This window comes from Campylobacter sp. JH23 (genome assembly GCF_017846595.1).
Taxonomy (GTDB): Bacteria; Campylobacterota; Campylobacteria; order Campylobacterales; family Campylobacteraceae; genus Campylobacter_D; species Campylobacter_D coli.
In genome coordinates this window covers 1-14,884 of record NZ_JAEQBP010000004.1, presented here as the reverse complement: position 1 = coordinate 14,884, position 14,884 = coordinate 1, and the positions used below count along the sequence as shown (strand labels likewise).

At 28.9% G+C, this 14,884-nt stretch carries 12 protein-coding genes and 4 pseudogenes; 10 read left to right on the top strand and 6 right to left on the bottom strand.

Annotated elements, in window-relative coordinates:
- Positions 1-899, bottom strand: a pseudogene (locus KAR88_RS04445) (DUF2920 family protein); the annotation flags it as partial.
- A 60-nt stretch (positions 900-959) separates the two neighbouring features.
- On the opposite strand from KAR88_RS04445, the gene KAR88_RS04440 reads away from it, so the two are divergent.
- The 4 genes and pseudogenes from KAR88_RS04440 to KAR88_RS04425 all read left to right on the top strand — a co-directional run bounded on the left by KAR88_RS04440 (position 960) and on the right by KAR88_RS04425 (position 4,135).
- Positions 960-2,468, top strand: a complete 1,509-nt coding sequence (locus tag KAR88_RS04440) for an AMP-binding protein (RefSeq protein WP_192801878.1) — start codon at positions 960-962, stop codon at positions 2,466-2,468.
- Positions 2,461-3,186 carry a GNAT family N-acetyltransferase gene (locus KAR88_RS04435; protein ID WP_002790437.1) on the top strand — a complete coding sequence of 242 codons (726 nt, stop codon included), beginning with the start codon at positions 2,461-2,463 and terminating at the stop codon, positions 3,184-3,186. The genes KAR88_RS04440 and KAR88_RS04435 overlap by 8 nt, the downstream gene beginning before the upstream one ends.
- Positions 3,186-3,906: pseudogene (locus tag KAR88_RS09000) on the top strand (formyltransferase family protein). The gene KAR88_RS04435 and the pseudogene KAR88_RS09000 overlap by 1 nt, the downstream one beginning before the upstream one ends.
- A 1-nt stretch (position 3,907) precedes the next feature.
- The gene (locus KAR88_RS04425) at positions 3,908-4,135 is read left to right on the top strand and encodes an acyl carrier protein (protein WP_002777686.1); all 228 of its coding nucleotides are present in this window, start codon (positions 3,908-3,910) and stop codon (positions 4,133-4,135) included.
- Here KAR88_RS04425 and KAR88_RS04420 read toward each other — a convergent pair.
- Positions 4,132-5,203, bottom strand: a pseudogene (locus KAR88_RS04420) (acyl carrier protein). The gene KAR88_RS04425 and the pseudogene KAR88_RS04420 overlap by 4 nt on opposite strands.
- A gap of 100 nt (positions 5,204-5,303) precedes the next feature.
- On the opposite strand from KAR88_RS04420, the gene KAR88_RS04415 reads away from it, so the two are divergent.
- Positions 5,304-6,323 carry a 3-oxoacyl-ACP synthase gene (locus tag KAR88_RS04415; RefSeq protein WP_052793701.1) on the top strand — a complete coding sequence of 340 codons (1,020 nt, stop codon included), beginning with the start codon at positions 5,304-5,306 and terminating at the stop codon, positions 6,321-6,323.
- Positions 6,324-6,635: 312 nt separating this feature from the next.
- On the opposite strand, the gene KAR88_RS04410 is transcribed toward KAR88_RS04415, so the two are convergent.
- Entirely contained in the window at positions 6,636-7,847 is a 1,212-nt protein-coding gene (locus KAR88_RS04410; RefSeq protein WP_192801877.1) for a DUF2920 family protein, read from the bottom strand.
- Positions 7,848-7,926: 79 nt separating this feature from the next.
- On the opposite strand from KAR88_RS04410, the gene pseF reads away from it, so the two are divergent.
- From pseF to pseH, 3 genes are read left to right on the top strand one after another with little or no spacing between them, the layout of a single operon-like run.
- Entirely contained in the window at positions 7,927-8,625 is a 699-nt protein-coding gene (gene pseF / locus KAR88_RS04405) for a pseudaminic acid cytidylyltransferase (protein ID WP_002792808.1), read from the top strand.
- Positions 8,609-9,433, top strand: coding sequence for a UDP-2,4-diacetamido-2,4,6-trideoxy-beta-L-altropyranose hydrolase (pseG, locus tag KAR88_RS04400; RefSeq protein WP_002784879.1), 825 nt, complete (start codon positions 8,609-8,611; stop codon positions 9,431-9,433). The genes pseF and pseG overlap by 17 nt, the downstream gene beginning before the upstream one ends.
- Positions 9,430-9,903 carry a UDP-4-amino-4,6-dideoxy-N-acetyl-beta-L-altrosamine N-acetyltransferase gene (gene pseH / locus KAR88_RS04395; protein ID WP_002781802.1) on the top strand — a complete coding sequence of 158 codons (474 nt, stop codon included), beginning with the start codon at positions 9,430-9,432 and terminating at the stop codon, positions 9,901-9,903. The genes pseG and pseH overlap by 4 nt, the downstream gene beginning before the upstream one ends.
- On the opposite strand, the gene hisF is transcribed toward pseH, so the two are convergent.
- From hisF to pseA, 3 genes are read right to left on the bottom strand one after another with little or no spacing between them, the layout of a single operon-like run.
- Entirely contained in the window at positions 9,868-10,614 is a 747-nt protein-coding gene (gene hisF / locus KAR88_RS04390; RefSeq protein WP_002777703.1) for an imidazole glycerol phosphate synthase subunit HisF, read from the bottom strand. The two genes, pseH and hisF, sit on opposite strands and share 36 nt — an antisense overlap.
- Positions 10,615-11,220 (bottom strand): imidazole glycerol phosphate synthase subunit HisH, encoded by a 606-nt coding sequence (gene hisH, locus KAR88_RS04385; RefSeq protein WP_072237490.1) that lies wholly within the window; start codon positions 11,218-11,220, stop codon positions 10,615-10,617.
- Positions 11,217-12,353, bottom strand: a complete 1,137-nt coding sequence (gene pseA / locus KAR88_RS04380; protein ID WP_002792806.1) for a pseudaminic acid biosynthesis protein PseA — start codon at positions 12,351-12,353, stop codon at positions 11,217-11,219. The genes hisH and pseA overlap by 4 nt, the downstream gene beginning before the upstream one ends.
- Before the next feature lie 255 nt (positions 12,354-12,608).
- Here pseA and pseI point away from each other — a divergent pair, with 255 nt between their 5' ends.
- Positions 12,609-13,640 carry a pseudaminic acid synthase gene (gene pseI / locus KAR88_RS04375; RefSeq protein WP_002786695.1) on the top strand — a complete coding sequence of 344 codons (1,032 nt, stop codon included), beginning with the start codon at positions 12,609-12,611 and terminating at the stop codon, positions 13,638-13,640.
- A pseudogene (locus tag KAR88_RS04370) lies at positions 13,637-14,884 on the top strand (motility associated factor glycosyltransferase family protein); the annotation flags it as partial. The gene pseI and the pseudogene KAR88_RS04370, both read left to right, overlap by 4 nt.

Sequence of the window (14,884 nt, the reverse complement as noted above, 5' to 3'; positions counted from 1 at the left end):
ATATTTTTATTTTTTTGACTTTGCAAAATCAAATGATCCTTATTTAACAATGTTCTAATAAAATAATTTTCATTATTAAAAAAATAAGGTGAATTTTCTTTACGCGTCCAGTGGGTTTTTAGAAAACAACTCACAAAAAAATGATCGCCCTGCATATACATATCCCCATTAGTATCTTTGCTTTTAAATTCCAACTCTCTACCAATAATATAATTAAGCGGTGGAACAGCCGAACCCGAATTATCAATCACGCCATCCACATACCAAGGAGCTATTTTTGCTATGAGCAAGGCTAAGTATCCTCCATAAGACCCCCCTCCATAAATTTTTGGTAAATCTGCAAGTTTTGGAAAGCGTTTAACTAGATCTTTTAAAGCATTGATATGATCAATAGCTGCCATAATGCCAAAATTTTGATATTCTCCACGCGAAGGAATAAAAGTTGCACTTAGTCTTTCTTCAAAATCATAAGGCAATCGATTTAACATTTTTAATTCTGTCATAATCTCGCTCAAATATTCACAATGACTAACTACAGTATTATTGGCTAATTGATCACATGGAATATTGTATTTACGAAGCACTTTTTCTATTAATTTTAAATCATCTTTTGTAAAATCTGCTAATGTTGAATACTTTTCAACATCCGAACGCCTTTGACAAAAACAATGATAAAAAACATGCACTGCTACAACATCAAAATTTTTAGCAATATAATTTCTATAAGAATCTAAAAAATATATATTTGCATTGGCTCCATAACCTCCTATGACAAAAACTATAGCTTTAATCTCTTTTTCATCATCATAGCTAATGCGGTATTCAAGTTTGCTAGTTCTTTTTATATTTAATTCTACATCATCACAAGAATCGATTTCAAAGCTTTGGTTTATGAGCATATAAAGGCCTTTTTTATTAATTTATCGATATTATATTACAAAAAATTAAAAAGGTAAATCATGACAACTCATATCTATGATTTTTTAGAAAAAAGTTTAATCAAATTTAGCGAAAAAACTGCTTTTGTAGAACCCTTTGCCAAGGAAAGAAAAGAAATCACTTACAAAGACTTTGATCTTTTTTCTAAAAAACTAGCCAGTGAAATTTTAAAAACTTTAAAAAATAATAAACCTACTCAAGCTCCTGTTTTAATCATCTTACCTAAGGGGATTGATTGTTTAATTTCATTTTTTGGAGTGGCACTCAGTGGAAATTTTTATACCCTTTTAGATGAGAAAAGTCCTAAAGAAAGAGTAGAAAAAGTCATAGAGGTTTTAAAACCTAAACTTTTTATCACTTCAAAGGATTTAAAATTTAATTTAGATTTGCCTACGCTTTATACACAAGACTTTGAAAGTTTTAATATAGATGAGAGTTTGCTAAAAAATGCTAAAGAAAAACACATAGATACTAATTTACTCTATGTTTTCTTTACAAGTGGGAGCACAGGTATTCCTAAAGGAGTAAGCATAGCACATAAGAGTGTGATTGATTATACTTTTTGGGTGTGTGAGACTTTTAAATTTGATGAGAATGAAATTTTAGCCAATCAAGCACCATTTTATTTTGACAATAGCATTTTAGATATTTTTTCAAGTGTAAAATCAGGAGCAACTTTACACCTTTTACCTAATCATCTTTTTGCCTTTCCAAATAAAATTTTAGAATGTCTTGAAAAAGAAAAAGTAAGCACTATATTTTGGGTACCTTCGGTGCTGATTTATTTTGCAAATACTGAAGCTTTGAATAATTTTAGTTTAAACGCCTTAAAAAAGATACTTTTTTGTGGTGAAATCATGCCCAATAAACAGCTAAATATTTGGCGTAAACACTTACCCGATGCTTTATTTGCCAACCTTTATGGTCCAACAGAAATCACTGATGTATGTTCTTTTTATATCATCAATCGTACTTTTAAAGATGAAGAACTTTTACCTATAGGCAAAGCATGTAAAAACACAGAACTTTTAGTTTTTGATGAAAATATTAATTTCATAAGTCCTAAACAAATAGGTGTTAAAGGGGAGCTTTTCGTGCGTGGAACTTCTTTGTCTTTAGGGTATTATAATGACAAAGAAAAAACCAAACAAGCTTTTATTCAAAATCCTTTACATGATAATTATTTAGATTTACTCTATAAAACAGGAGATATCGTTTCTTATAATGAATTTGGAGAGCTTTTATGCTACGGAAGAGCAGATAATCAGATAAAATATATGGGACATAGAATAGAACTTGGAGAAATAGAAAGCGTGATAAATTCTCATGTGAATATTAAAAACAGTGCTTGTATTTTTAAAGAAGATATTATTTGTTTTTATGAAAGTGAAGAAGAAATTAATTTTAAAGATTTTTTGAAAGATAAATTACCTTCTTACATGATCCCAAAAAATTTTATTAAACTCGACAAATTTAAGCTTAATCAAAATGGTAAAATTGATAGAAAGGTTTTAAAAGAACTTGTTTAAAAAAGCTTTTTATAAAGGATTTAAGTTAAGTAATTACTATGACAATTTTGGTACAATTGAAGAAAAAATTTTAAAACAGGAATTTATTTTACAAAAATATAAAAACAATAATTTTTTCTTTTTTAATCGTGTAGATAATTTACTATATTATTTTATCAATGATTTACAGAATTTTAATTTAAAGGCTAATTATATAAAAATCTTAACCAAAACCGATAAGCAACTTTTACAACATAATGATTTTTTAAAACTCAATCATTTTAAAGAAATACTCAATCATAAACAAATGATACTCAAAAAAGATGAGATAAAATTAAAAAAATTTACCTTTATCTCTAAAGCTTCACATGAAGATAGCAAGGAAATTTATAGCTTTTTTAGAAAATATTTTGATCCATATTTGTTTTATTTTTCACAAAAAAATCTTGAAGAAAAAATACCCAATATACTTGTTTATAAAGAGAATCAAAAAATTCGCGCTGCTTTGATCTACACTCAAACTCTCAATGCTAATTTTTTAGATTTTATAGCTGTAGATAGAAATTTAAAGCATAAAAATGTGGCTTTTGCTTTACTAAATCATTATTTTGCAGCCAATACTCAAAATAAATTCTTTAAACTTTTTGTAGAAGAAAAAAATCAAAAAGCCATTAATTTTTATAAAAGGGCGGGTTTTTGTTTTAATCATATTAATTTAAAATTTTATAGGAATTTCTAATGACTTACTCATATATTTACATCATAGGCACAGGCAAAGTAGCCAAAGAATGCCAAAAAATAGCTAATGATTTTTTCAGACAAGAAGTAAATTTTGTAAAAAATATAGAAAATTTAGATGATTTCTTTAAAAATCTTAAAAATTGCCTTATTATTAGTGCTAATAATTTTTATATTTTCAAAAAAGAATGTATTCAAAAAAATACTATTATTAATTACCACAACGCATTATTACCTTTTCACAGAGGATGTAATGCACATATTTGGAGTATATGGGAAAACGATAAAAAAAACAGGTATTACTTGGCATATGGTTAAAGAAAGTATAGATACAGGTGATATTTTAGTTCAAAAAGAAATAAAACTTGATAATAATTGTACTGCTTTAAGTCTTTTAAACGCTCAACACAAACTTGCTCTAACTTTATTTAGAGAAGCTTTAGAAATTTTAAAAAATAAAGCTTTTAAAATGCAAATTTCAGGGGGGGGGTATCACAAAAAATTATCTTTACCAAATAATGGTTATTTAGATCTTACTTGGAATAAAGAAAAAATTTCTCGCTTTTTAAGAGCTATGGACTGCGGTGCCTTAAGCGGAGTTCCTAAAGCTAGATTAGAAATATTAGGTGAAGAAAGAGAAATTTTATTTTATGAAATCAATGAGCTTGATTTAATTTTAAATTTAAGCGATAATGTCATTTTAAAAATCACAAAGGAATAAAATGCAAGAAATCAAACAATTTTTTATCAATATAGAAAGAACAGATATCAATGAGAGTATGGAAAATCTAGTAAGTGAAGATTTTATCGATAGTATCGATATCATGGCTTTGGTTGCCGAAATAGAAAAATTTTATAAAAAACCCTTAAAAGCAGAATTTATCACACCTGAAAATTTTGAAAGCTTTGAAAATATCAAAAAAATGCTTGAAACTGCAATGAAAGACTAATCTTTCCTTGCAAGTTCAAGCTGTTCTTTTAAAGAACTGATGATTTCATTTTTAGAAACAATAATTTGTGCTATAAAATCCGCCACATCATCCCAATCTTTACTTAGCATATGGGTTAAAGTATAATTTTGTTCATATTCTTCCCAATTCACAGGAGTAAAAAGAGAATTTTTATGCGGGAAATATTTGTTTTTTACCCATTCAAGTGAAGAAGCAAAATAATCCACATAAGCTTTAGCAATATCTTTTTGCACTGCAAATTTTAATCTTTTTTCTTTGCTGCCTTCAAATTTTCTTCTTGCCATAAAAAGCAAAGAATTAAGATTATCCTGCTTTAAATCTTTTTGATTTAATCTTGACATAAGCTCCATTCCTAAAAGATTAAAACTTTCATTTTTGGTTTGTTTTAAAACAAAACTCTCATCCCATTCAAGTCCTAAATGATAAACAAAATCCTTAAGTAAAGTCCCTCCTACATAATCCTCCCTTAGAAGTCTTACTATCAAATTTTCTTCTCCAAATACCTCAGCATAAGTTTTGTAAATCCATTCATAGTCAAAAATATATTTTCTAGGATGATCTTGCGGAGCAAAATCAGCAGAATAATACTCCATATTGTTTTTATGATCTTGAGAGCAATGTGAGTTTAAATAACCCAAAGTATCTCTAAAATACACAATAATATAAATTTGAGTAAAACCTAACTCTCTCATAATCTTTTCTAAAATTTCTACATGTTTTTTAGTAGAAAAATCCCAAACTATACCCTCAGCTGAAAAAATAAATTTTTTATCTTTATGTAAAGCACTTTCGCTTTTAAAATTTTCTATAGCTCTAAGAAGTCTTTCATTTGTGATATGACTTAAAATACTCTCTTTTTGCAAAATATCTTCTTTTTGAACTAGTTCTAAAACCATATCTACCAAAGCCCAATGCCTATTTGCCACTCTAAGGCTTTTTGGATAAATATAGCCTTTTTTTTAAAAGCCTTTCTTCGTTTTGCATCAAGAAGCCTTGTTTTTCTTGATTTCCTGTATTAGTAGTTCCTATATGTAAATATGCTGTCATTTTATATCCTTTCTTTACAAAAAATTATACTCCGTTTGTGCTTAAATTTTAAGCATTCATAAGTTACAATTTATCTATTAAATACTAGAAAGAAGTAAAAATGAATTTAAAATTAAACTCACACAATATTAAGGCTATTAGTATAGTTTTACCCAAAAATCCACATACCTTAGAAAAAGAATTACAAGAATGCAATTTAAACCAGAAAAAATACGAACTTTTAAAGCAAAATACCGGTATAAATCATCATTTCATAAGCCCTAATAATATCTATGCAAGTGATTTAGCAAGCAAAGCACTAGAAAAGCTTTTTAGAGAAAATTTGCTTTTAAAAGATGAGCTTGATGTACTTTTAGTTTATAGTTTTTCACCAGATTTTCTAGCCCCTGCACTTTCAAGTTTAATCCATAAAAATCTTGGTTTAAGTGAAAAAACTCTGTGTTTTGATAATATTGCTTTTTGCCCAGGATTTTTACAAGGCCTAATGCAAGCTTTTTCTTTACTAGATAATGAAAATATCAAAAAAATAGCTTTCATTTGCGTAAGTGTAAAAAGTAAAAAAATACCCAAAAAAGATAAAATCACCTACCTTAGTAATAGCGACAGTGCTAGTGTTATTTTGCTTGAAAAATCTAATACAAAAGAAAAAGCTTTTTTCTCGCAAAAAATCTTTTCCAAATTAGCCACAGAAGAAACTTTTCCTCTAAAATGCTTTAAAGAAGCAAATGATTTTATCGATATGGACAAAAATCTCACATTTTCTCACTTAAATGAAAATTTTCCTCGATTTTTTGATGATTTTTTTGATAATTTTAAACTTGATAAAAGCAAAATAGGCGAATTTTTCTTTGGAAGTGCAAATAATTTTATAAAAACTAAATTATTAGAACTCTTAAATTTCAAAGAAATTAAAAATGATGAAACTTTAAAAAATTATGGCGATGTTGCGATAAATAAATTAGCCTTTGATTTGGCAAACTATGAATGGAGGAAGGGGGGGGGTATAAAACAAGTTTTTATGGCTAGTTTTGGCACAGGAATTACCTTTAATGCCATGAGTTTGAAAATTGATTTTAGCAAAATTAAAAACTTTATCGAAATTATTGATTTTAATACTTGAAAAAATATACTATGTTTCAAGCGTAGATTTTATTTAAGCATAGGCTAAAACAATGCGGTGGAAAAATTAGAGTTATTTATCAACTCAAGCAACTCATTTGCCATCTTCAACAGAAAATTATTTTAAAGTCTTTTTCTATTATTGGTAGCACCTTTTTCACCAAGAGAAATTAACCACTTAAACAAATCATTATACAAAAATATTTCACTTTTTTTAAAAAAATCATAAATTTAATTTTTATATTAGGCAAGGAAATATCCATCTACAAAGCCCCTCCCTAGCAATCCTTTCTTAACTTTACTAACGATAATCTTAAACAATTTCAAGCTCAAATTTATCATCTTTATCTTTAAAAATAAATTGCTTGTCTTTGCAAGGATAAGTGATAGAATTTTTACTCATATCAAATTTTCTTCCTTGTAGTTTTTCAAGCATCAAAGGAAGTTCTTTTCTAAATAAAGCTTTATCAGTCATTCTAAGACCGTGCTCTAGACTTTTTATAAATCTACCATCTATATCATTTTCATCTTTTACCAAATACAAAGTCGCATCATATCCTAATTCCTGATAACACTTATAAAGTTCTATTTTATTTTGCACTGGAGCGCCCATATCTTGCATGCTGTGATAGCTTATAAAGATAGTATTATTGTTCATACTTGCTTGAATTTTGAGATGATTTGAGTTTAAAACAGCTCTAATTAAATAATTTTCATCACCAAAATAATAAGAAGAATTTATATTTCTAGTCCAATATTTTTGCACAAAACAATAAATTCTATTATTATCTCCTTCAAAAACAAATTCTCCTTGATTCATATCTCTTCCCAAAATATGTGCTAAAAATGGCAAGCAAACTCCCGAATTATCAATCACGCCATCCACATACCAAGGAGCTATCTTTGCTATGAGTAAAGATAGGTATCCTCCATAAGACCCCCCCCCATAAATTTTTGGTAAATCTGCAAATTCTGGAAAACGTTTAACTAAATCTTTTAAAGCATTGATATGATCAATAGCTGCCATAACGCCATAGTTTTGATAATCTCCATTGGGTGGGATAAAATCACAAGAAAGTTCTATTTTTTGGCTTTCATCAACCAAACCTGCTTGTTTCATTTTATTAACTTTTTGCTCTATAAGAGGAATAATTTGTTCAAAATTATCTTTATTAACCGATAAATGTCCTAAATTAATATTTTTTAAAATACCATTTACACGCTCTAAATCATCTTGATTGGGAATAAGCTTTGGATTATACTTTTGATCAATACTTTGTCTTGCACAAAAACAATGATAAAAAACATGTATCACTACAACATCAAAATTTTTAGCAATATATTCCCTATCAAAATCTAAAAAAGAAATATTTGCATTAGCTCCAAAACCACCCACTATAAAAACTATGGCTTTAATATCTTTTTCATCATCATAACTTATGCGATATTCAAGCTTACTGGTTCTTTTAATACCTAGTTCTACATCATCACAAGAATCGATTTCAAAGGTTTGGTTTATAAGCAATTTTAAGCCTTTTATTGTATTTTAAAGACAATTATACTTAAATTTTAGTAAAATAAAACACAAAAAACAAGGCTTAACTATGAAAAATCTTTGCATAATCCCTGCTCGTGGTGGATCAAAAAGAATTCCTAGAAAAAATATCATTGATTTCCTAGGCAAACCTTTAATCGCTTATAGCATAGAAAATGCTTTAAATTCAGGTATTTTTGATGAAGTGGTGCTTTCAAGTGATGATGAAGAAATCATAGAAGTAGCCTTAAAATACGGTGCAAAAGCTCCTTTTGTGCGTGATAAAAATTTAAGCGATGATTATGCTTCAAGCACTGCTGTAGTGCAAAATGCCATAGAAATTTTACAAAGCCAAAATCAAATTTATGATCATGTCTGCTGCCTTTATGCTACTGCTCCGCTTTTAAATAAAGACATTTTAAAACAAGCCTATGAAAAATTTATACAAAATCAAAGCAAGTTTTTATTTGCTGCTACTGAGTTTGAGTATCCTATACAAAGGGCATTTTATCTAAATGAAAACAATCAAGTTTATATGTTTGATGAAAAACATTATAAAAGTCGTTCACAAGATCTAACAAAAGCTTATCATGATGCAGGAGCTTTTTATTTTGGTACAAGCAAAGCTTGGCTTGAGGAAGATTTTATATTTAAACCTCATTCTAGCGTGTTTGTATTGCCAAGAAATTTAGTTTGCGATATAGACACCATACAAGATTTGGAATTTGCAAAAATACTTTATAAGGTAAATCATGAAAGTGCTTTTTAGAAGCGATAGCTCCAGTCAAATAGGCTTTGGACACATTAAACGCGATCTAGTCTTAGCTAAACAATATGATGATGTAAGTTTTGCTTGCTTGCCTTTAGAAGGCTCCTTGATCGATGAAATTCCTTATCCTGTTTATGAGCTTAGTAGCGAAAGTATCTACGAGCTTATCAATCTCATCAAAGAAGAAAAATTTGAACTTCTTATCATTGATCACTATGGCATCAGCGTAGATGATGAAAAACTGATCAAGCTTGAAACAGGGGTGAAAATTCTAAGCTTTGATGATGAAATAAAGCCTCATCATTGTGATATTTTACTCAATGTCAATGCCTATGCAAAAGCAAGTGATTATGAAGGTTTAGTGCCTTTTAAATGCGAAGTAAGATGTGGTTTTTCTTATGCTTTAATCAGGGAAGAATTTTATCAAGAGGCCAAAGAAAATAGAGAAAAAAAATATGATTTTTTCATTTGCATGGGTGGAACTGATATAAAAAACCTTTCTTTACAAATTGCTAGCGAATTACCTAAAACAAAAATCATCAGCATTGCAACCAGCTCTTCTAATCCTAATCTTAAAAAATTGCAAAAATTTGCAAAATTACATAACAATATTAGATTATTTATCGATCATGAAAATATTGCAAAATTGATGAATGAAAGCAATAAACTCATCATTAGTGCAAGTTCTTTAGTCAATGAAGCCTTGCTTTTAAAGGCAAATTTCAAAGCTATTTGTTATGTTAAAAATCAAGAATCTACAGCAACTTGGCTTGCTAAAAAAGGGTATGAAGTGGAGTATAAGTATTGATAAAACTTAAAAATTTCACAGAACTTAATTCTCAAGAAATAGAGCTGATTTTTAAATGGCGTAATCACCCCGATATCAATCAATTTATGAAAACAAAATATATTGATTTTGAAGAACATTTAAGATTTTTAAAAAAATTACATCAAGATTCTAGCAAAAAATATTTTTTAGTTTTTCAAGATGAACAGATTATCGGCGTAATTGATTTTGTCAATATCACAACTAAATCTTGCGAATTTGGACTTTACGCAAAACCTAATTTAAAAGGCGTAGGACAAATTTTAATGAATGAAATTATAAAATACGCTTTTGAAAACTTAAAAGTAAATACTCTTAAAGCTTATGTTTTCAAAGACAATCGCAAAGCTTTAAAATTATATCAACAAAATCATTTTACTATTTATGATGAAGATAAAGATTTTTACCATATTTGCCTAAAGCAATCTGACTGCAAAGCCTTGCCTAGCTAATTCTTCTTTTACATCTTTAGGGGTATACTTAGAAAAATGAAAAATATAAGCACCCGCTAAAGCATCAGCACCTAAATTTAAAGCCTCAACTCCATCACTTGGATTGCTAAGTCCTCCATTGATAATAAGAGGAATTTTAAGTTTATTTTGAAAGATCTTTAAAAGTTCTAAATCATAACCCTTTGCCCTTCCTTCAAAATCCACAGAAGTTAAAAGAAGCTCTCCAGCTCCTTTTTTTTCATATTCTAAAGCAAGTTCTAAAGGACTTTTTTCAAGTAAATTTCCCCTGTCATAAACACAAAATTGCTCTCCTTTTCTTTTAACATCTATAGAACAAACTATACATTGAGAACCAAAACGATTAGCCGCTTTACTTATAAAATCCATATCTTCTAAGGCCTTAGAATTGATAGAAATTTTATCCGCACCTAAATTTAAAATCTTTTGTATATCTTCAAGGGTTTTTATCCCGCCACCTATAGTTAAAGGCATAAAACATTCTTTAGCAAGATCTTCTATACTTTCAAAATCTATTTCTCCACTTTTTGAAGCATCTATATCTAAGATAATAAGCTCATCAACATTGCGTGCATTATAAATTCTCATTGTTGAAGTTAAATGCCCTATAGTGCGAAAATCTTTAAATTCTATACTTTTAACAAGTTGAGAATTTTTAAGCAAAACACAAGGAATTATTCTAGTTTTTAACATTTAAAGCCTTATAAAATTTTCTAAAAGTTTTAAGCCTAAATTTTGACTTTTTTCAGGATGAAACTGCGTCGCAAAAATATGATCTTTTTGCAAAGATGCGACAAATTTATGCCCATATTGTGCTTTAGCACTTACAAACTCATCTTTGCATTTCACATAAAAAGAATGCACAAAATAAAAATCACTCTTATTATCTATGCCTTGATACAAAGGATCTTGTTTTAAAATTTCAAGCTCATTCCAACCCATGTGTGGGATTTTTAAATTTAAATCCTCTTCAAATTTGACTACTTCACCTTCTATAAAACCAAGTCCTTCGCAAACTCCACCTTCATAGCCCCTTTCTAAAAAAAGCTGCATTCCTAAACAAATGCCTAAAATAGGTTTTTTTTGTACTAAAACTTGCTCTTTTAAAGCTTCTATAAAACCAAGTTCTTTTAAATTTTTCATGGCTTCTTTAAAAGATCCCACTCCAGGTAAAAGCAATTTATCTGCTTTTTGCAAATCTTTTGGATTTTTAGCTATGAAATTTGTAGCTCCTATTTTTTCAAAAGCCTTAGCAACAGAGTTTAAATTTCCCGCCTTGTAATCAATGAGCGCTATCATTTTAAAACACACTCGTCTTTTCTTACCAAAGAACCATCATAATCTCTTATAAATTTACCATTTTCATCACGTTTAAAAATTTTTTTATTGGTAAAAGAATCTACTATTTTTTGAAATTCTTCCTCGCTAAAACCACTGAATTCAAGGTATTTTTTAATAGCCTTTTTAGGGGGCTTGCCATCGTATTTTTGTACCAAACGCACCCCTTCTTCACGGCTGATATAACCTAAACGAATATCCAAACAAGCATTATCCGTTGCTCTACCAAAGCCGTATTTGCAGTATTTTAAATAATCATGCACATGATTAGAATAACAATCTAAATTTTCAAAATTTTCATAAGTAGTCTCAACAGGATGATCTAGAGTTAAAAAACCATATTTTTTAGAAATTTCAAGAATTTTTTTATAATCCCATTTAAAATAATACCCTAAAAATAGCCCCGTAACCCCTACTCTTTGAAGTTCTTCATCACTTGGATAAGTATATAAAAACAAATCTTTTTCAGCGATACCATTTACCCCAAGCATATCAGAAGCACGATTTCCTAAAAGCCCGCCAAATTCTTCAAGCCACTCTCTGCCTAAAATATTTTTATTTTTACTACTCGCAGGACCGCCATACTCTATCTGTGGACTTTCTCCCCAGATGATCAAAGGCACTCCAAAATTTACCGCTATGCGTGGAACAGAAGTAAAAATTCCCAAATGGTTTTGCCACTCATTATCCCCTGTTCTTATAAAAGCTTCACGGGCAAGTTTTTGATAAACTTTTGGATCACGCTTGATATGGATCAAATCCACGCCAAGATGATTTAAATTGTCTAAATTTTTGCGCCCTATTTTCGTAGGTACGCTAGGCTCAAAACACACACACAAAGGATTAAGTCCAAGTTCAAGCATTTTAACCACTTGAAAAGTAGAATCTTTTCCGCCACTTACTCCGATAACGCAATCATAAACAGGATGTTTTTTGTATTTTTTTATAAGCTCAAAAAATTCTTTTTCTCTTTCTTGCCAATTAATATTTTGATTTTTAACTTCTTGAGAACGACAAGCATCACAAACACCTTCTTCATCAAAATGTAAATCAGGCTTAGTATCTGGCATCACACATTTTTTACAAAATTTCATAAATTTCCTTTAATTAGTCTTAAATATATATCGTTATAATTAAATTTTATTTTATAATTTTATATATTTATATTATATAAAAATTAAAAAATGAATAAATTCTATGATTTAAATCCCTATGGCATTTTTTGAATGAAACCAAGCAAAATCATAACAAAGTTGTAATATTTATATAATATAAATATATAAATTGAAGAAATATATAATATAATTATATATCATTTTAGTCAGGAAATTTACCAAAGAAAGAAAAATATGCAAATAGGAAATTTTAACACCGATAAAAAGGTTTTTATCATAGCAGAACTTAGTGCAAATCACGCAGGAAGTCTTGAGATGGCACTTCAAAGCATAAAAGCAGCCAAAAAAGCAGGTGCTGATGCGATAAAAATCCAAACCTACACTCCAGATAGCCTCACGCTAAATAGCGACAAAGAAGATTTTATCATCAAAGGAGGACTTTGGGACAAAAGAAAACTTTATGAGCTTTATGAAAGTGCAAAAACCCCTTATGAATGGCATTCTCAAATCTTTGAAACCGCACAAAATGAAGGCATACTTTGTTTTTCAAGTCCCTTTGCTAAAGAAGATTTGGAATTTCTAAAACGCTTTGATCCTATAGCCTATAAAATCGCTTCTTTTGAAGCTAATGATGAAAATTTCATGCGTTTAATCGCCAAAGAAAAAAAACCTACTATCGTTTCAACGGGCATTGCTACAGAAGAAGAACTTTTTAAAATCTGTGAAATTTTTAAAGAAGAAAAAAATCCTGATTTAATCTTTTTAAAATGCACTTCGGCTTATCCTACTGCCATAGAAGATATGAATTTAAAAGGCATAGCAAGTTTAAAAGAAAAATTTAATGTTGAAGTGGGACTAAGTGATCATAGCTTTGGTTTTTTAGCCCCTGTTATGGCAGTAGCACTTGGAGCTAGAGTGATAGAAAAGCATTTTATGTTAGATAAAAGCATAGAAAGTGAAGACAGTAAATTTAGTCTTGATTTTGATGAATTTAAAGCTATGGTAGATGCAGTAAGACAAGCTGAAAGTGCTTTAGGCGATGGTAAGTTAGATCTAGATGAAAAGGCGCTTAAAAACCGTGTTTTTGCAAGAAGCTTATATGCAAGTAAGGATATCAAAAAAGGTGAAATGTTCAGCGAAGAAAATGTAAAATCCGTACGTCCTTCTTTTGGACTACATCCTAAATTTTATCAAGAACTTTTAGGAAAAAAAGCCACTAAAGATATAGAATTTGGCGATGCTTTAAAACAAGGAGATTTCCAATGACCTTCACCCCTACTCAAAAAGAACTCTTTAACAAAAACATTGAGGCTTTAAGTAATATTCTTTTAAAAGAAAGTTTAAAAGAAATTAAATCAAGTAAATTTGAACTTATCTTAGGCAAAGATAATCTAGATATCAATTTAAAAGATACAAGTATAATACTTTTCTTTATGAAAATGTTATTGATGAATTAAACACTATGCTAAACACTTATAATGATAAATATCTACTTTATCCTGTATTGTATTTTTATGGTTTTGGAAATGGAATTTTATTTAAAGCTTTATTGCAAAATAAAAATCATCAACATATTGTTGTTTTTGAAAAAGATATAGAAATCATTTGGATAATGTTTCATATCTTAGATTTTTCAAATGAATTACAAAGTGCAAGATTGATGGTTTTGAATACAAATAAACTAGAAATTCAAGATTATAATGAACTTTGTTCTTCTAAACCTTTCTTTCAATTTTCTAGAATTTATTTTTTAGAACTGATGAGTCATTATTATGAAAGATTTCATGAAGATATTTTAGGATTGAATAAAAAATTAGCAGAAAATTTTAAAAATTCTATTGTTTCTCATGGTAACGATCCTCTTGATGCTCTTCAAGGTATAGAGCAATTTGTTTATAATCTTCCTCAAATGATTACTCATCCTAGTTATAAAGAATTACTTTCTAAAAGAAAGGGTGTAAGTGATACAGCTATCATTGTTTCTACAGGACCATCTCTTACTAAACAACTTCCTTTGTTAAAAAAGTATGCTAGTAAAGCTACGATTTTTTGTGCGGATTCTTCTTATCCTATTTTAGCTAAACACGGTATAAAGCCTGATTATGTGCTTTCTTTGGAAAGGATTCCTTTAACTTCTGAATTTTTTAACAATGATTTTGGGGAATTTGATCAAGATGTTTTGTTTGTTTGTATAAGTTGGGTTTATCCACAAACCATAAAATATCTTCAAAAAAATAATAGAGCTTTTATACTTACTTCAAGGCCATCTAGTTTTATTGAAAATATCAATCTTTGCCCATATGGCTATGTAGGTTATGGACCAAGTGTTGCACATATGGCTTATGAATTTGCAACTCATCTAAATTATAAAAACATCATTTTTATAGGACAGGATTTAGCTTATGCAAAAGATGGATTTTCCCATACTAAAGATTATAAAAATCTTGATAAACATGAAGGACATTTTCAAAGAGATAAGGGCAAATTTCAATGTTTAGCTTATGGAGGTA